19 protein-coding genes are annotated in these 25,393 nt (G+C 42.1%); 1 reads left to right on the top strand and 18 read right to left on the bottom strand.

Going from position 1 to position 25,393, the window contains the following annotated elements:
* Window positions 1-50: 50 nt before the first annotated feature.
* The 15 genes from recJ to lepA all read right to left on the bottom strand — a co-directional run bounded on the left by recJ (window position 51) and on the right by lepA (window position 21,695).
* Complete coding sequence (gene recJ, locus DL92_RS0110990) at window positions 51-1,874, bottom strand: single-stranded-DNA-specific exonuclease RecJ (RefSeq protein WP_026667727.1); 1,824 nt, start codon at window positions 1,872-1,874, stop codon at window positions 51-53.
* Between the two features lie 159 nt (window positions 1,875-2,033).
* Window positions 2,034-4,325: a protein translocase subunit SecDF gene (locus DL92_RS0110985; protein WP_026667726.1), complete on the bottom strand. Its 2,292-nt coding sequence runs from the start codon at window positions 4,323-4,325 to the stop codon at window positions 2,034-2,036.
* 26 nt (window positions 4,326-4,351) lie between these two features.
* Window positions 4,352-5,782 (bottom strand): thioether cross-link-forming SCIFF peptide maturase, encoded by a 1,431-nt coding sequence (gene scfB / locus DL92_RS0110980; protein ID WP_026655475.1) that lies wholly within the window; start codon window positions 5,780-5,782, stop codon window positions 4,352-4,354.
* Between the two features lie 77 nt (window positions 5,783-5,859).
* Window positions 5,860-6,006, bottom strand: a complete 147-nt coding sequence (gene scfA / locus DL92_RS19030) for a six-cysteine ranthipeptide SCIFF (protein ID WP_034462031.1) — start codon at window positions 6,004-6,006, stop codon at window positions 5,860-5,862.
* Between the two features lie 86 nt (window positions 6,007-6,092).
* On the bottom strand, window positions 6,093-7,334 hold the full coding sequence (locus DL92_RS0110970; RefSeq protein ID WP_255367642.1) for an HlyC/CorC family transporter: 1,242 nt from the start codon (window positions 7,332-7,334) through the stop codon (window positions 6,093-6,095).
* 79 nt (window positions 7,335-7,413) lie between these two features.
* Window positions 7,414-8,679 (bottom strand): histidine--tRNA ligase, encoded by a 1,266-nt coding sequence (gene hisS, locus DL92_RS0110965; RefSeq protein WP_026655478.1) that lies wholly within the window; start codon window positions 8,677-8,679, stop codon window positions 7,414-7,416.
* 88 nt (window positions 8,680-8,767) lie between these two features.
* Window positions 8,768-10,720 (bottom strand): EAL domain-containing protein, encoded by a 1,953-nt coding sequence (locus DL92_RS0110960; protein ID WP_026667724.1) that lies wholly within the window; start codon window positions 10,718-10,720, stop codon window positions 8,768-8,770.
* A complete protein-coding gene (locus DL92_RS0110955) occupies window positions 10,720-12,675 on the bottom strand; it encodes an EAL domain-containing protein (protein WP_026667723.1) in 1,956 nt (651 codons plus the stop codon). The genes DL92_RS0110960 and DL92_RS0110955 overlap by 1 nt, the downstream gene beginning before the upstream one ends.
* Before the next feature lie 90 nt (window positions 12,676-12,765).
* Entirely contained in the window at window positions 12,766-13,929 is a 1,164-nt protein-coding gene (gene dprA, locus DL92_RS19025) for a DNA-processing protein DprA (RefSeq protein ID WP_051625308.1), read from the bottom strand.
* On the bottom strand, window positions 13,929-15,497 hold the full coding sequence (locus tag DL92_RS0110945) for a YifB family Mg chelatase-like AAA ATPase (RefSeq protein ID WP_026667722.1): 1,569 nt from the start codon (window positions 15,495-15,497) through the stop codon (window positions 13,929-13,931). The genes dprA and DL92_RS0110945 overlap by 1 nt, the downstream gene beginning before the upstream one ends.
* A gap of 164 nt (window positions 15,498-15,661) precedes the next feature.
* Window positions 15,662-16,723, bottom strand: a complete 1,062-nt coding sequence (locus tag DL92_RS0110940; protein WP_026655483.1) for a type IV pilus twitching motility protein PilT — start codon at window positions 16,721-16,723, stop codon at window positions 15,662-15,664.
* 79 nt (window positions 16,724-16,802) lie between these two features.
* Window positions 16,803-17,924, bottom strand: coding sequence for an HD-GYP domain-containing protein (locus tag DL92_RS0110935; RefSeq protein WP_026655485.1), 1,122 nt, complete (start codon window positions 17,922-17,924; stop codon window positions 16,803-16,805).
* Window positions 17,925-18,016: 92 nt separating this feature from the next.
* Complete coding sequence (gene yfbR, locus DL92_RS0110930) at window positions 18,017-18,610, bottom strand: 5'-deoxynucleotidase (protein ID WP_026655486.1); 594 nt, start codon at window positions 18,608-18,610, stop codon at window positions 18,017-18,019.
* Between the two features lie 41 nt (window positions 18,611-18,651).
* Window positions 18,652-19,809 carry a radical SAM family heme chaperone HemW gene (hemW, locus tag DL92_RS0110925; RefSeq protein WP_026667721.1) on the bottom strand — a complete coding sequence of 386 codons (1,158 nt, stop codon included), beginning with the start codon at window positions 19,807-19,809 and terminating at the stop codon, window positions 18,652-18,654.
* A gap of 53 nt (window positions 19,810-19,862) precedes the next feature.
* Window positions 19,863-21,695 carry a translation elongation factor 4 gene (gene lepA / locus DL92_RS0110920; protein ID WP_026655488.1) on the bottom strand — a complete coding sequence of 611 codons (1,833 nt, stop codon included), beginning with the start codon at window positions 21,693-21,695 and terminating at the stop codon, window positions 19,863-19,865.
* Between the two features lie 166 nt (window positions 21,696-21,861).
* Here lepA and rpsT point away from each other — a divergent pair, with 166 nt between their 5' ends.
* Window positions 21,862-22,125 carry a 30S ribosomal protein S20 gene (rpsT, locus tag DL92_RS0110915; RefSeq protein WP_026655489.1) on the top strand — a complete coding sequence of 88 codons (264 nt, stop codon included), beginning with the start codon at window positions 21,862-21,864 and terminating at the stop codon, window positions 22,123-22,125.
* An 84-nt stretch (window positions 22,126-22,209) separates the two neighbouring features.
* On the opposite strand, the gene DL92_RS19020 is transcribed toward rpsT, so the two are convergent.
* From DL92_RS19020 to DL92_RS0110900, 3 genes are read right to left on the bottom strand one after another with little or no spacing between them, the layout of a single operon-like run.
* Window positions 22,210-23,121 carry a putative ABC transporter permease gene (locus tag DL92_RS19020; protein WP_026655490.1) on the bottom strand — a complete coding sequence of 304 codons (912 nt, stop codon included), beginning with the start codon at window positions 23,119-23,121 and terminating at the stop codon, window positions 22,210-22,212.
* 23 nt (window positions 23,122-23,144) lie between these two features.
* Window positions 23,145-24,086 (bottom strand): TIGR03943 family putative permease subunit, encoded by a 942-nt coding sequence (locus tag DL92_RS0110905; RefSeq protein ID WP_026655492.1) that lies wholly within the window; start codon window positions 24,084-24,086, stop codon window positions 23,145-23,147.
* Window positions 24,087-24,100: 14 nt separating this feature from the next.
* Window positions 24,101-25,366 carry a CobW family GTP-binding protein gene (locus DL92_RS0110900; RefSeq protein ID WP_026667720.1) on the bottom strand — a complete coding sequence of 422 codons (1,266 nt, stop codon included), beginning with the start codon at window positions 25,364-25,366 and terminating at the stop codon, window positions 24,101-24,103.
* Window positions 25,367-25,393: the final 27 nt, after the last annotated feature.

Below are 25,393 nucleotides of genomic sequence, written 5' to 3'. Positions count from 1 at the left end.
GGTTCCTCACGAGTTTAGTATATATCCCATATGCGGAACTTTTTAATAAATTATGTGAAGTCATTCATAATTATCTGAATACTTTCTCTTCCCTGATACGTATTTATATCAGGCTGATACGCGATACTGACTTTCATTGTTCCGTCAGTTGATCCGCTGTACAGATTTTCCACATTACTCTCACCATATTTATCCTTGAGGAAATTATGCCATCTTTCCATATCACCAAAGAACAACATGTCATATAACTTACCGCCTTCATCGGTGACTCTGTATTTACCGCAATTTTTATTCTTGCCCATAATACGTCCCGATAAAAGAGATACGTCTCTTTGTGCAAATAAAGGCTTTGAATTGCCGGTTCCGAACGGCTCCAATATAGAAAACTCTTTTACAAGATCCATATCGATATATTTAAGCGGCATGACCATATCAAGATGCAATACGGGAACAAAGTCCTCCTCGGTAAGATCGCAATTCTCATTGAGCTTCGTTCTGAGGATCTCTATATTCTCTTCGGGAAGAGAAAGCCCGGCCGCCATCTTATGGCCTCCAAACTTGGTAAAAAGCTCCTTACAGCGAGATAATTCCTCGTACATATCGTAGCTTTCGATAGAACGTCCGGATCCCTTCGCACCGCCATCTGCCGCCTTTGTGAGGACTATTGTGGGTCTGTAATACTTTTCCTTTATCTTACCTGCAATAATTCCCGCAATCGACTCATGAACTTCAGGAAGGTACAGAACGATCACCTTGGGCATTCCGCCCTTTTCGATTTCCTGCTCAACAAACGTAACCGCCTCATCAACTCCGTTTTTGGTCATATCCTTTCTGCTGTCGTTAAGGCTCTTCAAATCCCCTGCAATCTTGGCTGCCTCAGCGGCATCATCCTCAAGGAAAAGAGAAAGCGCCCTTGTTGCAAGATCAAGTCTTCCCGTTGCGTTAAGGCACGGTCCTATAACGAATCCGTAATTATATCCGGTCATATGATATGCATCAAGACCGTTTACGTCTATAAGAGCTTTTAAGCCCTTATTATCCGTTTTTGGAATGCGTTTAAGTGATTCCCTAACTATTACTCTGTTTTCGTCCTTAAGCTCCATTACGTCGCACACAGTGGCTATACCGGCAAAGATAAGCTTCTGGAAAAAGAATTCCTCTCTTTCCTCCTCTGAAGGTCCTTCTTCTTTGCTAAGCTCAGACATTGCTTCAAGGAACTTATACGCAACAACAGCTCCACAGATTTCTTTAAACGGATATTCTCCTTCAGATCTCTTGGGATCAATCACGGCATCAGCCGGAGGAAGTATCTCCGTTTTGTTTTCATCATCGTCCATCTCAAAAGGAACTTCGTGATGATCGGTAACAACAACAGTCATTCCCTTTTCCTTTGCGTGCTCAATCTGCTCCGCTGCGGCGATTCCGTTGTCACAGGTAATTATGGTATCAATTCCCGCTTCATAAGCCTCATCAACAAGTTTGACGCTCAGACCGTAGCCATCTTTTATCCTGTCCGGAAGAACACAATCAACATCAGCTCCAAAAAGCTTTAAGCCGGATACCAGTATGTATGAAGAGCATATTCCGTCAACATCGTAGTCGCCGATAACTCTTATGCTCTTATTATCGCGTATCTTATCGAGGATAATCCTTGCACCCTGCTCCATGTCCTTCATCAAAAAAGGATCGTGGAGAAAAGAGATATCCCCGTTTATATAGGTCTTAACCGCTTCCTCGTTACACTGAATATTTTCTTTTGTCCTGTCTGTGATAAGCCTGTTGGCTATCAGTCTCGCAGTTATGTTTTTTATGGAGAATTCGCGGGCCAGCCCGTCAAAATCCGCCTTCTTATTTGCTATCATCCATTTTGCCATATCAAACTCCGTATATATATATTAAAAAAGGCTTATGAGTTGGTAATAAATGCTGTGAAAAAAGGTAATACTACCCCCTAAGCCCGGTGAACTTAAAAACGCCGTCTTGGGTGTAAAACTACACCAAAGACGGCGCCCTTATTTATTATACATCAGCAATTACTTTTTAGCTGCCTTTTTGACCTTTGTCTTAAGATCATACCATACAGGTGATGCGATGCAGATTGAAGAATATGTACCGCAGATCACACCAACCATAAGAGGAAGTGCAAATGCCTTAATATCGGCCACACCAAAGATATAAAGAGCAAGTACTGTGAAGAATGTTGTCAAAGATGTAAACAAGCTTCGTGTGATTGTCTGAGACACACTCTTATTAACAAGTTCGCCAAGCTCTTTCTTATTGGTTGCATTGTGCTGGTTCTCACGGATACGGTCAAATGTAACAATCGTATCGTTAATTGAATAACCGATAATGGTAAGAACTACAGCAATGAATGTTGTTCCTACAGCATATCTTGAAATTGCATAGGCAACAACAACGACAAGTGCATCATGTGCGAGTGCGATTATAGCAGCCGCACCAAATTTAATATCCTTAAATCTGATCCAGATGTAGATAAGCATAAGTATAAGAGCAATAACAAGTGACTTAACCGCATCTACTCTCATCTCACCACTGATGGTTGAGCTGATCGTCTCGGCAGCAATGTTGTCATTGCTTACGCCATACTTCTCTTCCATCATCTTATCAAATGCTTCTCTCTGATCTACAGTAAGTGTACCTGTCTTAAATACAATCTGATTTGTTCCTTCTACAGCCTGAGGAAGGACTTCCTTAGCACCTGTAACTTCTTTGATCTGAGGAACTATGTCAGACTCTACTGTAGCAAAATCATATGCCTTATCAAATGTAACGGTTGTAGATGTACCACCTACAAAGTCAAGGCTGTAATTGAATGCTCCCTTTCCCTGTGAAGCATTAACTATCATAAATACTACTCCGACTGCAACAACAGCGCATGAAATAGCATAGAATATCTTTCTCTTCTGTACGAAAGGCTTTGTTGAAACTGTTTTAGCCTTGCCGTAGAATACAGGATTCTGAATACCAAGTCCGAAGAAGATTGAAGTAATCGCTCTTGTAACAACAAGTGCCGTGAACATTGAAAGGATGATACCAAGGATAAGTGTCTCTGCAAATCCCTTAATTGATCCTGTTCCTCCGACTCTAAGAACTATGGCAATAATAAGTGTTGTAATATTTCCGTCGAGGATTGATGAAAGAGCTTTGTTATAACCGTTCTTTCTCGCATCATCAACAGCTTTTCCGACTGCAATCTCTTCTCTTATTCTCGCAAATACAAGAACGTTTGCGTCAACCGCCATACCGATTGAAAGAATGATACCTGCAATTCCGGGAAGTGTAAGCGTCATCTCGAATGCTGAAAGCAGGAATACGATAAGTCCGCAGTAGAATCCGAGAGCAAGTGTAGCTGAAAGACCGAGTATTCTGAAGAATACGATCATAAATACCGCAATAAGTGCGAATCCGACAGCTGCTGCGATCAAACTTGTTCTGATAGCATTTGAACCAAGCTGTGCTCCGACAACATTTGAACGAAGTTCCTGAAGCTGAAGCTTAAGCGATCCGACTCTGATATTTGTTGCAACCCTATCAGCCTCTTCAAATGTAAATCCACCGCTGATAACACTCTTTCCGTCAAGGATTTCAGCCTTAACAGAAGGAACGCTTATGAATCTTCCGTCATAGTAGATTGCAATAGTATCCTGATTGTTGTTAAATGCTTTTTTGGTTGCTTCTGCGAAAGCTTCTCCGCCCTCTTTAGTAAACTCAAGCGATACTACAGGCTCCTGCTTACCATACTCATCATTCTGTCCGACTACCTGAGAAGATGCAACCTGATCACCCGAAAGAACAATCGATCCGTCCGCAAGAAGCTCATCTATTGACTTATTGAGCTGATATCCGGGCGTAACACCTTCTTCAAGTTTCATATTACCGTTTTCATCGGTAGTAAAACCACTGTGATATGTGTAATTCTCATTGCCGTCCTTATCAAGATGGCTGATGAAGTAAAGATTACCGGGCTGACCAAGTTCCGAAAGAATCTTGTTTGCATCGGAAGCTCCGGGAATCTCGATGTTGATTCTGTTGCTACCCTCCTGATAAACCTGTGCCTCTGTGCTATACTGATCGACACGCTGCTGAAGCTTGAAGATTGTATCGTTCATATCTTCCTTGCTGGGATTCTCATCACCAACAACTTCGTAAGTGATGCTGACACCACCTGCAAGGTCAAGTCCAAGGTCAATACTTGACAATGATCCGGATTTGTCTGCACCCAATCCGTATGCTGCTGAGTAACCAATTCCAACCAAAAGAGCAAGCATAAGGATCAAAGCAGGAATCCACTTTAACTTTTTCATTATACAGTTCCTCCCATGAATTTTTCTTATTCGGCCAACGCCGCTTTAATCATAATCGCACACTCTATACGTTTTCTCTGAAGCTCACAACCATGCTTGTAAGTTGCATTGATGTCTCCGTTGAAATTGTATGCGTTAGCAGCACAACCACCGCTGCAATAATATCTTGCAAAGCATTTCTGACATTCGGGTCTTGAATAAACATTGCTCTTCTTGAACATGTCCCTTATGTCGGGTCTGGTTATTCCATCGAAAACGTTACCCATGATAAAGTCTTCGTTACCAACGAACTGGTGGCAGGGGTAAAGGTCTCCCCAAGGTGTTACACCAAGGTACTCACATCCCGATCCGCAACCTGACAATCTCTTGGCAACACAAGGGCCGCCCTCAAGATCTATGTTAAAGTGGAAGAAATTAAATCCTTTTCCTTCCTTGTGTTTCTCAATATAATACTTTGCAAGTTTGTCGTACTCTTCACAGATGATCGGAATATCCTCATCCTTAAATGCGTACCAATCTTCAGGCGAAGCAACTACAGGCTCTACGGATATCTGCTTAAATCCAAGCTCTGCAAGATGCTTAACATCTTCCGAGAAATCAAGATTGGCATGAGTAAATGTTCCTCGAACGAAGTATCTGAGCTGGTGACGGCTCTCCGCAACCTTCTGATACTTGGGAACAATGTCATCATAGCAACCCTGTCCGCCTGCTCTGGGACGCATGGAGTCATTGACTTCCTTTCGTCCGTCGATGGAAAGGACTATATTACCCATCTCCTTATTAACAAACTTAAGTATCTCATCATTTAAAAGAGTTCCGTTTGTTGTGATAGTGAAACGGAAATTCTTGTCATATTCTTTTTCAATTGAGCGTCCGTACTCAACGAGCTTCTTGACAACTTCCCAGTTCATAAGGGGTTCGCCGCCAAAGAAATCGACCTCGAGGTTCTTTCTTCCGCCTGAATTCTTTACAAGGAAATCAAGCGCAGCCTTTCCGACCTCTTCGCTCATAAGCGCTCTTCTACCGTGATACTCACCTTCATCCGCAAAGCAGTATTTACATCTCAAATTGCAGTCGTGAGCCACATTCAGGCAAAGTGCCTTAACAACGGTTTCTCTGTTCTGAAAATCATCCACATATCCTTCATACACATCATCCGTAAAAAGAACCTGTGCCGCTCTCAGTTCAAGAATCTCTTCGATTCCCTCTTTTATATCCTCGGTTGAATATTTAGATGCCAGATCTGTTTTTGCCAGGACACCTTTATACAACCTGTCAAGTTCGCCCGTAATAACCGTAGTCTGACCTTCGGGTGCCGCTGCGGTACCGTATGTTCTCTTAAGCTTATCCTCAATGATCTTGACAAGGTCAAAAACTACATCGTCAACAACATGTACCGATCCGCTATTAACATCCAGAACAATATTATACCCATTGTTCTTATATGCGTGAATCATAATATCTCCTGTAACCTACATACGGCGGGCAGCGACCATGGCCGCTGCCCGCCTAATTTTACTTTAATTAAACAATATTATTTGCTAAGCTGCTCACAGCTCTGATTTCCAACTGTGCATGATGTCTTGCATGCTGACTGGCATGATGTCTGGCACTCACCGCATCCGCCCTTCTTCATTGATTCTTTAAGATTTCTTGTAATCAAAGACTTAACGTGCTTCATCGATTTTCCTCCTACTGATTGCCTCAAAATACTTATAGTTTCTGAGCCTTATACATCGACTCAGTATATCATATATTTCTGAAATATTAAAGTGTTTCTTTTTGTTCCTTCGATAGTTCGCAGTTGACTGTCATAAGCACTTTCGTGATCCTGTTTCTCTTGATACCGCGCGCTGTAAGCGTTATTCCGCTGTCAAGAGTGACCGTCTCCCCGTAGCTCGGAAGCCTGTCAAGATTCTCTATCATCAGACCGCCGATAGAATCGTAATCTTCTGATGAAAGATCGGTTCCGAGAGCATCATTGATATCTGCGAGCTTCATATTTCCTTCCACAAGGTATTTCCTACCGCCTACATTCTTTATTAGCTCGGCTTCATCCGAATCATACTCATCTCTGATCTCGCCGACTATCTCCTCAAGAAGATCTTCAAGCGTTATCATTCCCACAGTAGATCCATATTCCGAAAGGACAAAGGCTACGCTTCGTGTCTTTTCTCTCATTTCCACAAGAAGGTCCGATGTCTTCTTGTATTCATATGTGTAATAGGCCTTTCTGATGTGGTCTTTTACCTTGAAATTCTCTTTATCCTTGATAAGAATGAGATCTTTTACATTTATAAGACCAATGATATTATCCTGATCGTTTCCGTCATACACAGGAATTCTTGTGTACATATCCTCTTTGAATACGCGCATCACCTCTGTATAATCGGCATCCGAACTCACACAGCTCATATCAATCCTGGGAATCATTATGTCTTTTGCAAGCGCATCGCTGAAATCAAAAAGGTTAAAGATAATCTTCTTCTCATCACTTTCGATAACGCCGTCCTCATGGCTTACATCAACATACGTCTTAAGCTCATTTTCGGTCACCTTCTGTTGCTTGTTGGTATCAATCCTGAAGATCTTAAGTAATGCAGTCGCTATCCCATTGATAACAAAGCTGAACGGAACCATAAGGATCATAACGGTCTCTATGAGCGGTTCATACAAAAGAGCCATGTTCTCCGCATATGCCTTGGCTATTGTTTTCGGAATAATCTCACCAAATATTAGAACTACCAAAGTAAGCGCTCCGGTTCCGAGCCCTATGTAAAGATTGCCCCACATATCCGTGACAAACACTGTCATAAGCGCAGAAGCACTCAAGTTTACAATATTGTTTCCGATAAGGATCGCAGAAAGCATCTTCTGCGGGTCGTCATATATAGCAAGGATCCGTCCCGCCTTTTTATTCCCATCATCTGCAAGAGCCTTGATTCTGACTCTGTTGATCGTCATGTAAGCTGTCTCCGCGGATGAAAAAAATGCAGACAACAGAACCAATAATACCAAGGTGATTATTCTGACTAAGTGGGTGTCCAATCACATTCCTCCTCTAAGAACCCGGGCCGCTCTGCCTGTCTTATTCAAGCGGCTTGTCATAAAAGTCCCTGAACTCCTCATATCCCTGCTCTGTAAGGCTCTGCTTCTGGAACTTCTTATTCTTATTCATACGTACAACAAGAACCTGCTTTCCTTCCGCTCTCTCCTTCTGCGCTTCGGATATGATCTCCGCAAGTCTGTCGCCCTTTATACCCTTTTCGATAAGGAAAGCAACTTTTGTGCTCGCGCCGGGAATCTTGAATCCTTCGTCCATCATTATCATGATGATTCTCTCAAATCCGATTGAGAAGCCGCAAGCAGGTGTATCCTGTCCAAGGAACTTTCCTACCATCTTGTCGTATCTTCCGCCACCACCGCAGCTTCCGCCGTACTGAGGCATGGATACTTCGAAGATTGTTCCCGTATAATACGACATTCCTCTTACAAGCGTGGGATCGAATACCATCTCAAACTGTGCCGACTTTGTCTTCTCAACACTGTCGATGATCTCGGTAAGACCTTCACTGACCTCAGCGTCAAGATTATCACTGATCTTGTCTGCAACTGCCTTAAGAGCATCAATTCCGCTCTTTCCGCTTATAAGTTCAAAAAGCTCGATATACTTATTTACAGAATCGGCATCATAACCGTCCTTAATAAGCTCTTCCTTTACTCCGTCAAGTCCGATCTTATCCATCTTATCAAGTGTGATGAATACGTCATCGTACTTCTCCTCAGGGAATCCGCTGTATGCAGCCATTGCCTTGAGAATCCTTCTGTCATTGATACGGATCTTAAAATCCTTGAATCCGAGATTTCCGAGCGTTGTGGTTGTCGCAAGAATAAGCTCTATCTCAGCAAGATTTGAAGGCTCTCCCAATATATCAATATCGCACTGCATGAACTGACGGTATCTTCCCTTCTGAGGTCTGTCGGCTCTCCATACATTTCCCATCTGAAGTGCCTTAAAAGGAGCCGGAAGCTCATTTGCATGATTTGCATAAAAACGAACAAGAGGAACCGTAAGGTCATAGCGAAGTCCTGAATCCGTAAGGTCGTTCTCTTCCTTCGCCGTAGCCAGGTTAAGCTTTTCTCCTCTCTTCATTACCTTGAATATAAGCTTCTCGTTCTCTCCGCCCTGCTTACTGTTGAGGTTTGCAAGTGACTCAACACAAGGTGTCTCTATAGATGTGAAGCCAAATTCAGCATATGTCTTCTTAATAATACCTATACAATAGTCTCTAAGTTGCATCTCGGAAGGAAGAATGTCCTTCATTCCGGTAACCGGTTTCTTTATCAGTGCCATACTTTACCATCCTTAAATTATAATCAAGCATAAATTTTACACTCACTAAGCCCCCATTGCAAGGAAATACTGATCAAGTAAGTTCCCCTCAATTATTATTCTGCAGGAACTCAATGAACTGGTCCCTTGGCATAGGTCTTGCATAGAAAAAGCCCTGAATATGGTCGCATCCAAGCCTGATTATCTGCTTTGCCTGCTCTCCAGTCTCAACTCCCTCAGCCACTATTTCTTTTCCGAGGCTCTTAATTATCTTTATCATATTATACATGATCATGTATGAATTCTCTGATTCAAAGGCCACCTGAACGGTACTCTTATCAAGTTTAAAGATCTTGACCGGCATATCGGCAAGTCTTGAAAAATTCGAATATCCCGTTCCGAAATCATCCATGGAAAAAGTGATTCCCGAACTCATAAGTTTGCTGATATTCTGATCGATCACGGATGTAACATCTTTATCCCAAGTCTCCGTTATCTCAAGATTTATCCTCGAAGGTCCTATATTATACGCTTTCAGAATTTTAAGAATACTCTCGGCAAGATTGGTCTGAATGCAATCGACAACGGAAAGATTGACTTCGACATATTCGAGGCCGTAACTTACCGCCTTCGTAGTTGCCAGCATCTCACATACAGATGAAAGTACAAATCTGTCAATTCCAAGAACCGTTCCGTTCTTCTCAGCTATCGGCATAAATACAGCAGGAGAAATATAGCCCGCCCTCGGGTCCTTGAGCCTTATAAGCGCCTCACATGAAGAAAACTTTCCGGTAACAGGCGAATAGATAGGCTGATAATAAACTTCAAGCAAACCGTTATCAAGAGCATGACGCACAAGATTTCCGATCTTTTTATCATATTCGATATGCTTAAGATTAAGGTCCGACACCCTGAGCACATATTTACTGTCCCTCGAAAGTGCCTTGTACATCATATTGCTTATCTCATCAAACCGCTCTATCGTTTTGAAATCAGCTGGAAATCCTATCGCGCTTGTACTTACATCAAAGCCAACTTCCAAATCTCTTAATTTAAAAGGCTCTTTAAACCTCGCCTTTATGGCATCCGAAAGCTTGTCGATATCCTCCGAATTTGATTTTACATCAGGGATGAGCAGGGCAAAAAAGCCGTCTCTTGGAAAAAATACTTCCGCTCCGAAACAGGACTTTTTCAAAAACTCGGTCATCTGCCTCAAAAGATCGGAAGCCGCTTCCACCGACTCACTTCCGATTGTTATGGGAAGTTTATCCACTCTTATTTCCATGAGTGTGAACGTCTTCTTTTGTAAAAGTTTTGTATATACTGCGAAATTCAGGGCATTTTTTGTACCGACTCCGGACATCCTGTCCACAAATTCACTCGGATTCTGGAAAGTAAAGACGCACAGCAAAAGAGAAATCGCAACGCTGAACTCGAACACAGTCCCCGTCCTGAATATGATCCTCATGGGAACTCCAAGGAGCATCAGAATGTAGTACGTATAGATAGCCATAGTTTTTTCGCTCGCCAGAACTCTTCCGTATTTGATCATCAGATATGACGCAAAGATAAGATACAGAACTATTCCGATACTTACAAGAATCTCATTTGGGAAAAAATAGATAATCTCACCGTTATGATCGAAGTAATAGAAAAAGTCGGTAAAATATCCCAACATCAAAATAAGGATTGTAAACACCGTCGGCAATATTATGACAAGTTTTTTCCACAACTTGTTTAATTGCATACCAAAAATAGCCATCAGATACAGGATGGAAAAGAATGCAACAAGATACGACATCACTTTTTCCACCATGACCACAAGGCAATTCATTTCGTAAGTCAGGCAATCTTTCATCCACCTGTTGTTCACCCACAGAATATGAATTAATCCCATCACATTAAGAATCGTTCCGACTATGATCAATACGCCAAAGATACGACTCTGCTTTCCGTAAGAGAACTCTTCCGAAGAATATATGATTATGATAACTGCCATCAGCACAAGTGCCGATATCGATAAGCAAGCATCATAGCTGTTCGGATCGGTTAAAAATCCCATCAATACCCCTTTTCAAAATACTCATCAATCCTGTTCACGTATGAACTGTCATTTACCGGTTTTCCCATGTAGTTACCTATAAGATAATCGCACCCGATTTCTTCCGCTATATCCTTGTCCTCAGCTGTATCCACTCCTGAAGCACACACAAACAGACTGATATCGTGGAACATATTGACCAGCCCGCTTATAACGTTCATCATCCGCTTTGATTTCCCCGCCATTTTGATCAGGCTCTTTGCAAAATTTATCTGAACCACCGGAAGCGAAATTATTCTCTCGATATTTCCGTATCCGTTTCCGTATTCGTCAACTATAATATTGACATTGATATCACCGAGCATCTTAAGATTTCTTTCAGCCACATTATTCATTGTTGTTATCGCTGTCTCTGTGAGCTTTAAGCTGATCCAAGATCCTTCAACTTTTTCTTCTTTGAGAAGTGCCTTAAACCACCTTAAAAAATCTGTTCTTGATATTCCCGCCTGTGACATCGGGATAATAGCTCTGTACTTACCGTTCTTATCTCCGGCATTCCAAAAAGACAACACTCTCAGAGTATTTTTTAAAACATACTCATCGATGTCGATAATAGTCTGAGTAGATCCGGTATCTTCTATATACTTTCTTACCTCAACTTCTCTCTCGTTATCGTCATATATATAGCAGACCGCTTCGGCCGTGTAATCAATCCTGTAAATTTTGGAAAGAATAGGTCTGAATTTAACGATTGCCTTTTTCTCGGCAATATTTTTCTTTGCAAGTACTTCATAGTCATACGCGCCAAGCTTTTTCTTGAAATCTATCTTATCAATATCGATCACGGCATCTGACCACTGTGCCACATCATCGCTTATAAGCTCAACTTTCGACATAAGCTCCGCAAGATTGCCATACCTGTCGGGATAGCTCATCATAAAGCAATGGCACTCGGCCTTTATGGTCATATCCATATAATTCCAGGGTTCACGGATTCTGGTCGCAATCTTATACATAAGAGACTCGGCTCTTTTTTTATCATTTGTATTTACCGATATCGCAAAGATATTATCACTGTATCTGTAAACATATGTGACAATATTCAGCTCTCTGCTTCCCACTTTTTTAAGATAACCGGCAATTGTCTTGATAACGCCGTCAGCCTGATTATTACCGATCTCGGAGCTAAGGGCTCTTACATTGTCTATTGTCACAAAAACTATATAATGCGGAGTTTTCTTTTTTATCTTAAGACCAAGTGACTCGAAAAAGGCTCTTCTGTTAAGGACATTTATCCTTCCGTCCACCATTTCACCCGGATTCTGAAGAGTTATAAATACCAGGGTTATACTGATCGTGCTGAGGAAATTTTCTATAAGAAGCTGCGGATAGCGGTACTGCAGATAGATTCCCAAAGCAACAAAACCAACATGAGTAAGAATGATCACCTTGGTCTTTAATCTCATCAGATTGCTGTATTTCAGCGTCAAAGTAACTCCATACACAATGTAATAAAAAGCGATCAGATAAAATCCGACTATGAGACTGCCTCTAAAATATATTCCCTTTTCGTCATATCCAAACAAAAGCGGGCTGAACCAGTTCATTATGACCGTTATGATTCCCATGACATAGCCGAGATACACAACAAAGAAGCCCTTAACGGATTTCGTGTCATAAAAAATATCAAGAACAGCCATTATGTACAACAGATAGCAAAGTCCCGATCCCAGATGCGCAAGAAAATAAAAACTTCCGCAGACCATCTCCGCATAGTGATACCATGCTCCCTCATACGGATTCATCTGCAGGAAAGTCTCTATTCTCTCAAAAAGAGTTGACATAAATACAGCAAAAAGAAGCAGCGAATAAACTTTCTCTCTCGATGACGGAACTCTTTTTCTGGACAGAGAGATTATTCCAATCGTTGCCAGTATACATAACGCACATGTGTCAAAGTAAAAATTGTATTGCATGGAAAACTCCGTAGCTTCTATTTTTAAATAAACACAACAGATAATATTATTATACGTCAAATCGTAATATTTTCATACGATATACAATAATTAGCCAAATTTCTTCATGTAATATGAACCCGTCTGAGTGATAAGCCCCTTTCCGCACATATCAAACAACTCCTTAAGAAGGTCCGGAACCGCGATATCTATGCCAACCATGCTAAGCTTGTCAGCTATGTAGGAAAAAGAAACAGGCACAGCGTCAAGCAGATCAAGAATCGCTTTTTCTATATGCGATGCACAGGCTCCGCTCCGGTCTTCATCAAAGCTGTGCGGATCCGCCAAAGAATCTTTTCTGTAATTCCATGACGCAAGTCTTTCTATCACGTCATCAACATCAAGCACAACTCCCGCCCCCTGACATATAAGGCGGTTACATCCGTCACTTAGCCTGTCCGTGACTCTTCCCGGTACCGCAAGAACCTCTCTTCCCTGCTCAAGCGCAGTATCTACGGTTATCTGCGTTCCCGAATGAAGTCTTGCTTCCACAACCACAACAATGTCGGACAATGCGCTTATTATCCTGTTCCTCATAGGGAAAAAAGATGCTTTGGGCATAGTTCCCGGCGCATACTCCGAAATAATTCCTCCGTTTAGTGAAAGTTCCTCGTAAATTTCCCTGTTTTCATCGGGATAGCATATATCCGCGCCGCACCCTACAACAGCATAGGATTTTCCTCCGGCGCACAATGCCGCTTTCTGACTTACGCCGTCAACGCCCTTTGCCATTCCGCTTATAACCTTAACTCCCGCAAGCGCCAATCCTCTACCGAGCTGCCTTGCCATGTACCTGCCGTATTCTGAGCAAAGCCTCGCCCCTATTATTGCAACCGACGGACTGTCGTCTCCCGGAAGTTCCCCTTTTACATAGATAGCAAAAGGGGGATTCGGGATATTCTTTAGCTTCTCGGGAAAACGCGGATCAATCCTTGATATAAACTTTATGTCGCTCTCTGCAAGTTTCTTTTTCTCCTTAGTAAAATCCCAAGTGTATCTTGTATCCAAGACCGCCGAAACCTGCTTCGGTCTTAAAAGTTTCTTAAGCTCCGCCTCTCCCATCTCATATATTTCCCTGCATGTCCTTCCTCCGCATAAGAGTCTGTCAGCAGAGACATTTCCTATGCCCGGAGTTGAAAAAAGCCAGTGAGCATAGTCATTTTCCGTTATATTCTCTGATTTATTTTCTGATACTTGTGCTTTTGCTGTCTGCATCAGCCTTCCTCCTGTCTCCAATATTTTCCGTCTGTCATCCTGTAGCTGACAGCCTCCATCAGATGTATCTCTTTTATCATCTCCTCGCCTTCCAGATCGGCTATTGTCCGCGCAAGCCTGAGAACCTTATGATAGGCTCTGGCGCTCAGATCCATGGAACAAAAAGTCTTTTCCAAAAAAGCTCTCTCCCTCATACCAAGCTTGCAATATTTTCTTATATCCGCAGGCGTCATCTCGGAATTGAACTTGAGGCTCGTTCCCCTAAACCTCTCTTCCTGTTTCTTCCTTGCCAAAAGAACTCTTTCTCTCATGGTCTTACTTGATTCATTACAGGTATCGCTCTTCCCCGAAAGCTCCCTGATATCGACTTTGGGTGCTTCTATGCAGATATCGATCCTGTCCAATATCGGCCCCGATATTCTGCCAAGGTACCTTCGAATCTCATTTGATGTGCACTTGCATTTATTCCTGTCGGGATAATACCCGCACGGACAAGGATTCAGCGCACCTATAAGTTGAAAGTCCGCAGGGTACATGAAAGTTCCTCTGTTTCGCACGATATGAACCTTTCTGTCCTCAATCGGTTGCCTTAGCATATCAAGTTTTGTTCTGGGGAATTCAGGCATTTCATCCAGAAAGAGAATGCCTCTGTGTGCCAAAGAAATAGCACCGGGTCTTGGAATCGTACCGCCTCCGACAAGCGATGCTTCGGTTATAAGGTGATGCGGACTAACAAACGGCCTCTTTGTTATAAGCGCCTTGTTCTCGCCCATCATTCCGGCAACCGAATAGATTGTTGAAACTTCAATACTTTCTTCAAGAGAAAGACGCGGAAGTATCGTAGGAATGCGCTTTGCAACCATACTCTTTCCCGAACCCGGAGGTCCTACGATCAAAATATGATGAAAGCCCGCCGCCGCTACCATCGCCGCTCTCTTAACGGCTGATTGCCCGTTGATATCTGCAAAATCCACTCCTTCACTACTTTCTTCATCTTCAGAAAAAATCTTATCAAGGTTAACCCTTGTTGGCTCTATAAGCCCATCCCTTTCTCTTTCGGGCGTCGAAAGATACATGATAACTTCTTGAAGCGATGATACTCCGACAATCTTCATCCCGCTTACCACAGCACCTTCTCTGGCATTTTTGATAGGAAGGATAACTGTCTTGTATCCTGCTTCTTTTGCCTTTGTAACTATGGGGAGAACCCCTTTTACTTCTTTAATATCTCCGTCAAGTCCGACTTCGCCGAGCACGACCGTATCATCGGCACATCCCGGGCTGACCTCTCCTATTGCCTCCAATATTCCGACGGCAAGCGGAAGATCTACCACAACGCCTTCTTTCTTGATATCTGCCGGGGACAGATTGACGGTTATCTTTGATGCGGGAATCTTTATACCGGCGTTTCTTAAGGCAACTTTTACTCTGTCACCTGCCTCTCTGACGTCGCCACTCATGAATCCCACCATGTTGAATCCGGGAAGCCCGGAAGATACATCCACTTCGATCTGCATCAGATAAGAAATAATTCCTCTGACGCCACCGGATGTAATAGAACTGTACATTTTTCCTCTTTTCCGATATGAGCATAAACAAAAATAGGAAATTATACGCACAACGACCTGCTGATTATACAGCAGGCCGTTCTATAAAGTCTTTAAGGTTTTCTTAGTATTTCCTTAAGATTTTATGTAGTTGATTTTATCTTAACTTTTTGCCCCGACAATTATTATCTGAGCATTTTGTTCTGCATTGTCTCAGGATCCTGAGCAAACTGAAGGGCAGCTTCTCTTGTGATCTTCTGCTGCCTGTACAGCTCAATAATAGCCTCATCCATGGTTATCATTCCCTGTTTCCTGTATGTCTGCATGTATGTAATGAGCTGATGATTCTTACCCTCACGAATAAGGTTTCTCACAGCGCTGTTTACATGAAGAACTTCAAATGCCGCAAGTCTTGATGATCCGTCAGCCGCAGGAAGAAGTTGCTGTGAAATAACTGCTTCAAGCACGCTCGCAAGCTGTATTCTCACCTGTTGCTGCTGATGAGAAGGAAATACATCTATAAGTCTGTCCACCGTATTAGACGATCCAATCGTATGAACGGTAGAAAGAACGAGATGTCCCGTCTCCGCTGCCGTAATAGCTGTACTTATGGTCTCAAGATCTCTCATCTCTCCGACAAGGATAACATCGGGATCTTCTCGAAGTGCCGCTCTCAAAGCATTGGCATATGAATTCGAATCGGTTCCTATTTCTCTCTGATTGACTATCGATAATCTGTGCTGATAAGTAAACTCTATGGGATCCTCAAGTGTAATTACATGCGCTTCCCTGTTGTTATTTATCATGTCGATAATGGAAGCAAGTGTTGTAGACTTACCGCTTCCCGTAGGTCCCGTAACAAGCACAAGACCTCTTTTTTTCTTATAAAGATCAATAACGGTCTCAGGTATGCCAAGGCTCTCCGCTGTGGGAATCTCTGTTGCAACAACTCTGAAAGCCATCGCTATGGAGCCTCTTTGCTTAAAGATATTAAGTCTGAATCTGCCAACTCCCATGATAGCGAAGGACAAGTCGTGTTGACCGTTCTCCTCGAGCATCTGCTTCTGTTTATCATTTGTAACTTCATGTGCGATTTCCTGAGTGTCGCTCGGCATCATCTTGCCATAGCTTTCCATGGCTATAAGTTTGCCGTTAAGTCTCATCTTAGGCGGCACACCGACAGTAATATGAACGTCCGAAGCGCCTTTTAACTTTGCTTCCTTCAGGATTTCTTCAATTTTAGACATATACTTCCATCCCTGTTCTGATAAATTCTATTTGTATGTGTCGCAAGTACAGCTATACACCACAGCATAATCCGCACTTTCACACATACTCAGGCTCTTCCACGACAATACCGAGGCCTTTGACTTTGGACAGATCCATCATATATCTGTTATCCATAGTCTTCATAATATCTATAATCTCAATATCACCGTATGCCCTTCTATTCGAAAGGTCGATAATGCTGTTATCCTTAAAACTCAAAACAGTCGGACGCAGGAAATCAAGATCGTTAGTCTTGATAACCAGAGCTTTTTCACCGGTGTTAAGCTCAACGCTGACTCCCGGAACAAGAATGTTTATGGAATCAACAAGTGCCTGAACCACTCTCGGGTCAAAAACATCACTTCTCTGCATCATCCTTCTGATAACAAGAACTTCGGAAATAGGCGCATCATCTACTCTCGCAGCCGTTTCCTTATCAAATATTCCCGCAACTATAAGAATCCTTGCAGATAAAAGAGTCTTGGAAATGTCCACATCATTTCCTTTTCTGTAGTCAAGAAGTACTTTTCTTGCCTGATTACATGCTCTCTTTACATTCGGCAAAGAAGAAAATGCATCGTCAATGATAGGATAGCCCGCCATCTCATGGGCATCTATCGTATTTATCTCTTCAGGTGTACACTTAAGTTTGGACTGAAGTTCCGCAGAAAGAGTAAGTTTTCCGATATCATGTATAACACCGGCCATTACCGCTTCGTTCTGATCGGAAAGCGAAGCATTTAACGAATGTGCGATCATCGCCGAAATGATTCCCACATTCAGGCTGTGTTTGTATATATAATCCTCGGTACTCCTAAGTCCCTGCTGGAAAGTAATCTTCTTTTTTAGATTACCGTAATTCTTTATAATCTGGGCACAAATATTAGGAAACTTCTCCTGTTTGTGCACCTTAACAATATGAGCAAGTTCCTCCATGATATCGTGATACATAACGGTCTGAAAACGCTCAAACTCAATATCGTCCTGAGTCATAGGCGGAACAGGCTCTGCGGGTTCAAGAATAAACACGCCAATAAGCCCAAAGTTCCTGATATTATCAATACTTTGCTCATCCTTAAGGACATGGGCCCTGTCATATAAAAGTGCGCCTTTCCTACTGTATATCGGTCTTGCTAGTCTCATCCCCGGTCTCAGTTCATCACACTTAATAAAAAGCATGGTAAATATTTCCTCCCTATATACAAAGCATAACACCCCAATTTATACACTAATTATCGCGCTATCATGCGGAAAAATCAATAAATAAAGTCTTAAGTTAACTCATCCAAAGTATTTCCGTAAGATGAAAGGAACTCATTTACAAAATCAAGAACCTCGGGAAGCTCCATATACAGGCTTCTCACGGATTTTTCAGTGCTCTCCTTCGCGGTTCTGAACTCATTGTTGCCGGCACTTGTTTCTGCCATACACTTGATAAGTGCGGATAATTTGTCTGCAGCTTTTACAAGACGTCTCATATAGCGCTCATCTTCGCTGTCATCCGCCTTAAACACCTGTTCAAAAGAAGGCTTAAGATCGTCGGGAAGCTTTTCAAGCAGCTTATCATCTGCAATCGCCTCAACCTGCTTATATGCTGTTTTTAATTCCTTATTGTAATATTTTACGGGAGTCGGCAGATCTCCTGTAATGATCTCGGAAGCGTCGTGATAAAGTCCGACAAGAGCCGCCTTATTGGCATCGAGATGCCTTCCGTACCTTGTATTTCCTATAACACAGAGAGCATGAGCTATCATTGCAACCTCCATTGAATGCTCACAAAGATTTTCCTGCCTTGTATTTCTCATAAGTGCCCATCTGTCTATATATTTCATTCTTGAAATAAGTGCAAAGAAATTGTAATTCATCTTTTATTCTCCCAAGTTATACATTCAGAATAAATATATCATCAAAGTAAAAAGTCCGCCATTACCGTATTGCAAACGTCAAATCCCCGCTCGGACAATCTAAGATATGCCGCCTTCTTTTTATCACAGGTGATATTCATATCCTTATCACGAAGCTCAAGAAGCGACATCATAAGATATTTATCGATAACTTCGTCATAGACATCAAATACTGTCTTTCCGAATTCTCTATTAAAATCATCCGTTCTTATACCTTCCGTAAGCCGAAGCCCAAGGAACATAAACTCTTCCGTCTGTGCCCTTACGGAAAGTTCTTCTCTGTCTATTTTTATCCCGTCTTTAGATAAGCTTATGTACTCCGCCATGTCACGGGTGTTACTAAAACGCACATTGTCTACAAGAGAGGCAGCACCAAGTCCCAATCCAAGGTAGTTTCCCCTTTTCCAGTAAACCTTATTATGCCTGCAATCAAATCCGTCTTTGGCATAATTTGATATTTCGTATCTGTGATATCCGTACTCATTAAGGATTTTGGCGGTCTTGTGATACATATCCCTGTCTGCGTCTTCTCCCGGAAGGTCAAGGTCCATGTCAAAAAACGGTGTTCCCTCCTCAATAATAAGGCTGTACGCCGAAATATGCTCAGGGCCCAACTTTACCGCTTTATTAAGAGTATCAGTGTAAGATTCCACGCTCTGCCCCGGAAGCGCACTCATTATGTCGATATTTATGTTGTCAAAGCCCGCTCTCACCGCATCTTCGTAGGTTATAACCGCAGTCTTTGAATCATGTATTCTTCCGAGTCTTTTAAGTTCTTCATCGTTAAAAGACTGTATGCCTATACTTAATCTGTTAAATCCCGCATCCCTGTAGCTTCTCATCTTGTCAAAAGAAGCTGTTCCGGGATTAAGTTCAAGACTTATTTCCGCATCTTTGGATAAAATATAATTCTCTTTTATATCGGCTAAAATATTACAAATATAAACCGCATTAGGCAAAGAAGGTGTTCCTCCTCCGAAGAACACCGTTTTTACCTCTCTGTCTCTATAATCGCCCGCACTTTCCTTAAGTTCTTTTGAAAGTGCCTTAAAGTACTCATCCATAAGGCTTTCTTTATCACCAAACGACAAGAAGTCGCAGTAAAGACACTTCCTGACACAAAAAGGTATGTGCACGTATAAAGATAGTTCGTTATTCATTTAGTAATGCCTCATAAAACTTTCAAACAATAAAACCTGATTTTTGCATCACATCAGTCTGTACTGTCAAGCTTAAGAACGCTTAAGAATGCTGCCTGCGGAACTTCTACGTTACCGATCTGGCGCATCTTCTTTTTACCCTCTTTCTGTTTCTCAAGAAGCTTCTTCTTACGGGTAATATCACCACCGTAGCACTTGGCAAGGACATCTTTTCTATAAGCCTTTACTGTCTCTCTTGCTATTATCTTGCCGCCAACAGCAGCCTGGATAGGCACTTCGAAAAGGTGCCTCGGTATCTCTTCCTTGAGCTTCTCACACATCTTGCGTCCACGCTCATACGCACCGTCCTTATGAACGATAAATGAAAGCGCATCGACTTCTTCTCTATTGATGAGAATATCAAGCTTAACAAGATCCGATCTCTCATAGCCCTTGAGTTCATAATCAAATGAAGCATAGCCCCTTGATCTTGACTTAAGCGCATCAAAGAAATCGTAAATAATCTCATTGAGCGGAAGTTCGTACTTAAGAATCGCTCTTGTCTGCTCAATGTAATCCGTACTTATATATTTGCCTCGTCTCTCCTGACAAAGCTGCATTATAGCTCCGACATAATCGGTAGTTACCATGATCTCGCCGTTTACCATAGGCTCTTCCATGTACTCTATCTCTGTAGGATCGGGCAAATTGGAAGGATTGGTAAGATCAAATACTGTTCCGTCATTCTTATGCACCTTATACACAACGCCGGGCGCTGTAGTAACGAGGTTAAGGTCATACTCTCTCTCAAGTCTCTCCTGAATAACTTCAAGATGGAGGAGTCCCAAGAATCCCGCTCTGAATCCAAATCCGAGAGCCTGTGAAGTCTCCGGTTCATAGAATAAAGAAGCATCATTAAGCTGAAGCTTTTCAAGTGCATCTCTAAGATCTGAATAATGCGCCGAATCTGCAGGGTAAAGTCCGCAGTAAACCATCGGCATAACTTTCTTATATCCGGGAAGTGCCTCTGCGCAAGGGCTTGCAGAATCAGTTACCGTATCACCGACTCTGGTATCCTGAATATTCTTGATAGAAGCCGTGAAGTATCCGACATCTCCGGCTGTGAGCTCATCGTTCGGAATAAATCTTCCGGGTCCGAAATATCCAACTTCAACTACTTCGGATTCTGCGCCGGTAGCCATGAAACGTACCTTCATGCCCTTCTTAAGAACACCGTCTCTTACTCTTACAAATACGATAACTCCTCTGTATGAGTCATATATGCTGTCAAAAATAAGCGCTGTAAGAGGCTTTCCTGCATCTCCGTTAGGAGCGGGGATTTTCTGTACGACCGCCTCAAGAACTTCCTCGATTCCTATTCCGTTTTTTGCCGAAATAAGCGGAGCGTCCTGAGCCTCAATGCCTATAACATCTTCTATCTCATCCTTAACTTCCTGTGGCTGTGCACTGGGAAGGTCTATTTTATTGATAACAGGAAAAACATCCAGATCATGGTCGAGCGCCATATACACATTTGCAAGTGTCTGAGCCTCTACACCCTGCGTAGCATCGACAACAAGAATTGCTCCGTCACATGCCGCAAGACTTCGGGAAACCTCATATCCAAAATCTACGTGTCCGGGAGTATCTATCATATTAAATGTATATTCTTCTCCGTCCTTGGCCTTATATATCATTCTTACAGCCTGAGACTTGATGGTAATTCCTCTCTCCCTCTCAATATCCATATTGTCGAGGACCTGGTTCTGCATCTCTCTGCTGGTAAGAACACCCGTCTTCTCGATCATTCTGTCTGCAAGAGTCGATTTACCGTGATCGATATGTGCAACTATACAAAAATTTCTAATTTTACTCTGATCCACAAAGCTACCTCTATTCCTATTCATCTTTCATTACATCATCATATGATACCATGACAAAAGGCAAAAATCTATTGACAGTTTCTTGAAATTCATCTAATATATTTACCGTATGTAGCATTAACTGTCCGTGTCCGGCTTAATGCGCACACGAACTTACAAATAATAATCATATTATTTTTCGGAGGTAACTATGGCAAATATTAAATCCGCCAAGAAAAGAGTTTTAGTTAATAAGAAAAAAGCAGAAAGAAATCAGATGATCAAGTCAGCAGTTAAGACTGAGATCAAGAAAGTTAGAACTGCTATCGATGCAGGTAACAAGGATGAGGCTGCTAAGGCTCTTCTCGCTGCTACATCTGCAATCGACAAGGCTGAGTCAAAGGGTGTTTTCAAGAAGAACACAGCTTCAAGAAAAGTTTCTCGTCTTGCTCAGGCTGTAAACAAAATGGCTTAATTATTTTAAAATTGTGTATATAACAAAACCTCATGTCTTCTCACCGACATGAGGTTTTTTATTTCTTTGATTTTTGTTCTGTTTTTATTTCTTACGAATGTTTGAAACCTTTTCTTTTATTTCTTCCAAGCTAAGCTTAAACTTCTCTGATACCATACCCGGATTTCCCTGAATAGTCTTTTCCCTGTACCATTCAAAGAATCCCTTTATAGGCTCGGGAGTAAGCTTGGACATAAGGATTCTGTACTTTGCATAAAGCTCGGATATCTCATCCTTAACATCATTCACATAGCCTGAAGGATTCACGTTTATCTTTTCCCTTATCTTCTTAAAAGAGCTGTCGAGCGTTGCACTGAGCGCATCAACTCTCGTTTCGATTCCGCCTCTCACATTCTCACTCTTGGATGTAATAAGTGCATCAAGCCTCTTCTGCATCTTTCTCATCTCATCCTTGGCTTTCTCCATATAGATAAGAACATCTCTAAGATCGAGAGCAGTCTTAAATGCTATCATGAAATCTCCGCCAAGAAGGAAAGTAACAATAAGAGTAACTATAGAGAGCACGTGATAAGGAATCGCACGTACCAGATGCTCTATGGGAATCTGGAAAAAGTGCGAAAACACTACCGTCAGAACTCCCCAAAAGAGTGTTGATTCAAGACAGATATGCCCCTTGAAATTAAAAGGCTTATGAGAATAATCCCAGTATCTTACCTTAAACAACGCCTCCATGGTAACTCCGGTGATATATTCAAGCAGAGTTGCTCCAATGCAGCCGGCAATATATACCATAAGTATATTGTTGTAGAAAGGCTTTGATACAACAAGCATCATTACTCCGCCACATCCGTATAACGGCAAAAAGGGGCCTCTCATAAAGCCCCTGTTTACCAACTTTTTCTCTAAAATTGAAACATATGCAGATTCGAAACACCAACCAAAAAAGCTGTAGAAATAAAACAGAAATAACCACTGTATTGGAAGATATTCAAACATATAAGCTCCTGTTTTTACATATATTATTGCTGAGGATTAGAGAAATCAATTACAGGATACTCGGGAGCATCCGTCTTCTCTATAGAAAGCGCCTCAAGAACCGGTCCTTCCCCGTTGTACTCGGGAACAAATTTCTTTGTAACTTTGGCAGTCACAAGAATCCATTCTTTTTCTGTAAGAGTATCTACTTTGTCATACTCACAGGCAAATCCAAGGAACTGCATATCCTCCGCACAACAAGTCATAGCCATTCTTCCCGGAACAAATCTGTTCTTAGGGAACTCAGGCGGTATAAGTACCATCGCCTTGAACTTAACGTTCTTTCCTTCATATCTTTCAACATGCTCAAGAGCATCCAGATAGAACATTCCGTATCCGAAATTATTGAGCTCTATTGGATCTGCGTTAAGGTCAAAAGGAAGATCCTCATCAAGTGTAACATCAACCTCGCCGTTCATATCTTCAAATATGATATCAGCCTTCCGGTTGATTGCTTTTACATTTCTCTTAAACGAAGCAAGATCTCTTATTCCGTCACATCTGTTGAACAAAATGAGGTCGGAACCACGAAGCTGTTCTGCCAAAAGAGACTTCATGTTATTGAAATACAACTCAAAATTGGAAGCATCTATAACAGTGATCTGCTGTTCCAGATTCCACATAACGGGAAGCTTCAGATTCTTATAGTTCCACATTCCGTTGTACTCGATAAGAATACGTTCCGGATTGTACTTGGCGTCAAGTTTTACCAGATTATCGGGATTAAGCTCCTCTTCATCTTCTATCTTCTCAAGAATAGTATTTGTAGACTTAAGAAGTTTCTCTTCATAATCATTCTCACCCTCTTCACACACCAAAAGAAGAGTCTTACCTCTGGTCCTGAAATAAGGCTGAGCTATTGTATAACGGAAAAAATCAGTCTTTCCGCTGTCAAGGAATCCATTGATAATATATACCGGTTTCAATTTCTTTCTCCTTATCAAAGTTTGCGGAAAAGCTGTTCAAGTTTATCTTCGTTAAGACCTGAACCGATTACGCAGATCTTTCCTGTAACATCGGCAGCGCCGCTTCTTACATCAGCTTCGCCGGGAACATAGTCAAATTCGATCCATGTGCCGTCTGTTGCGGGAACAACGCCCTTAGAACGAAGAACAATTCCGTAATCAGAGTCTTCATCAAGCTTTTCAAGCATATCCTTGATCTCGTCAGCCGTATACTTAACGGGAGTTTCCATTCCCCAGCTTGTAAACACCTCATGAGCCGCATGATCGTGATCATGCCCGTGACCATGACAGCAGCAATGATCGTGCTCTTCTTCGTCCTCATCGTCATGATGATGGTGACAACAATGTCCATGCTCTTCTTCATCTTCATCGTGATGATGGTGGCAGCAATGTCCGTGCTCCTCTTCATCTTCATCGTGATGATGGTGGCAGCAATGTCCGTGCTCCTCTTCATCCTCATCGTCGTGATGATGGTGGCAGCAATGTCCATGCTCTTCTTCATCTTCATCGTCGTGATGATGTGCTCTGTATACTACAGAACCATCTTCGTTAACCTCTTTGTGGTTTCCGTGATGATGATGGTGATGGTGATGTTCCTCAGCCTCTTCCATTACAAGCTTAAGGAGCTCTGCCTCAAGATCGCTGTTTCCTTCGAATGTATCAAGGATCTCTTTTCCTGTTATCTCATCAAGAGGAGTTGTTATAATGGTAGCCTTCTCATTGTGGCTGCGGATAAGCTTAACCGCCTCCTCGATCTTCTTCTGATCTGCCTTATCTGTTCTTGAAAGAATAATGGTTCCGGCATTCTCAATCTGATTAATAAAGAACTCACCGAAGTTCTTGATATAAACCTTAGCCTTAGATACGTCAACAACAGTAACCGCGCTGTTAAGTTCCATATTGTCATCTGCATCGGCAATATTCTGAATTGCTCTCATTACATCTGAAAGTTTACCAACTCCCGAAGGCTCAATGAGAATTCTCTCAGGAGCATATGTTGTCATAACTTCCTTAAGAGATGTCTCAAAATCTCCTACAAGCGAGCAACAGATACAACCTGAATTCATCTCTGTGATCTCTATTCCGGACTCCTTCAAAAAGCCGCCGTCGATACCAATCTCACCAAACTCATTTTCAATAAGAACAACCTTGGTTCCGTTAAGCGCTTCCTTAAGAAGTTTCTTTATAAGGGTGGTTTTTCCGGCACCCAAAAATCCTGATATAATATCAATCTTTGTCATTTGTACTCCATTCCGCACATGTTAGTC

Source organism: Butyrivibrio sp. AE2005 (assembly GCF_000686965.1).
Taxonomy (GTDB): Bacteria; Bacillota; Clostridia; order Lachnospirales; family Lachnospiraceae; genus Butyrivibrio; species Butyrivibrio hungatei_A.
Note: the sequence above shows the minus strand (reverse complement) of the source record. Positions and strands in the feature narration are given on the sequence as shown.

Bases quoted from the DNA above. Each gene is read 5' to 3' on its own strand.
- recJ (WP_026667727.1), bottom strand. From the start codon at position 1,874: ATGGCAAAATGGATGATAGCAAATAAGAAGGCGGATTTTGACGGGCTG.
- DL92_RS0110985 (WP_026667726.1), bottom strand. From the start codon at position 4,325: ATGAAAAAGTTAAAGTGGATTCCTGCTTTGATCCTTATGCTTGCTCTT.
- scfB (WP_026655475.1), bottom strand. From the start codon at position 5,782: ATGATTCACGCATATAAGAACAATGGGTATAATATTGTTCTGGATGTT.
- scfA (WP_034462031.1), bottom strand. From the start codon at position 6,006: ATGAAGCACGTTAAGTCTTTGATTACAAGAAATCTTAAAGAATCAATG.
- hisS (WP_026655478.1), bottom strand. From the start codon at position 8,679: ATGGCACTGATAAAGAAACCGGTTACCGGAATGAAGGACATTCTTCCT.
- DL92_RS0110960 (WP_026667724.1), bottom strand. From the start codon at position 10,720: ATGGGATTTTTAACCGATCCGAACAGCTATGATGCTTGCTTATCGATA.
- DL92_RS0110955 (WP_026667723.1), bottom strand. From the start codon at position 12,675: ATGCAATACAATTTTTACTTTGACACATGTGCGTTATGTATACTGGCA.
- dprA (WP_051625308.1), bottom strand. From the start codon at position 13,929: ATGCAGACAGCAAAAGCACAAGTATCAGAAAATAAATCAGAGAATATA.
- DL92_RS0110945 (WP_026667722.1), bottom strand. From the start codon at position 15,497: ATGTACAGTTCTATTACATCCGGTGGCGTCAGAGGAATTATTTCTTAT.
- DL92_RS0110940 (WP_026655483.1), bottom strand. From the start codon at position 16,723: ATGTCTAAAATTGAAGAAATCCTGAAGGAAGCAAAGTTAAAAGGCGCT.
- DL92_RS0110935 (WP_026655485.1), bottom strand. From the start codon at position 17,924: ATGCTTTTTATTAAGTGTGATGAACTGAGACCGGGGATGAGACTAGCA.
- yfbR (WP_026655486.1), bottom strand. From the start codon at position 18,610: ATGAATTACAATTTCTTTGCACTTATTTCAAGAATGAAATATATAGAC.
- hemW (WP_026667721.1), bottom strand. From the start codon at position 19,809: ATGAATAACGAACTATCTTTATACGTGCACATACCTTTTTGTGTCAGG.
- lepA (WP_026655488.1), bottom strand. From the start codon at position 21,695: ATGAATAGGAATAGAGGTAGCTTTGTGGATCAGAGTAAAATTAGAAAT.
- rpsT (WP_026655489.1), top strand. From the start codon at position 21,862: ATGGCAAATATTAAATCCGCCAAGAAAAGAGTTTTAGTTAATAAGAAA.
- DL92_RS19020 (WP_026655490.1), bottom strand. From the start codon at position 23,121: ATGTTTGAATATCTTCCAATACAGTGGTTATTTCTGTTTTATTTCTAC.
- DL92_RS0110900 (WP_026667720.1), bottom strand. From the start codon at position 25,366: ATGACAAAGATTGATATTATATCAGGATTTTTGGGTGCCGGAAAAACC.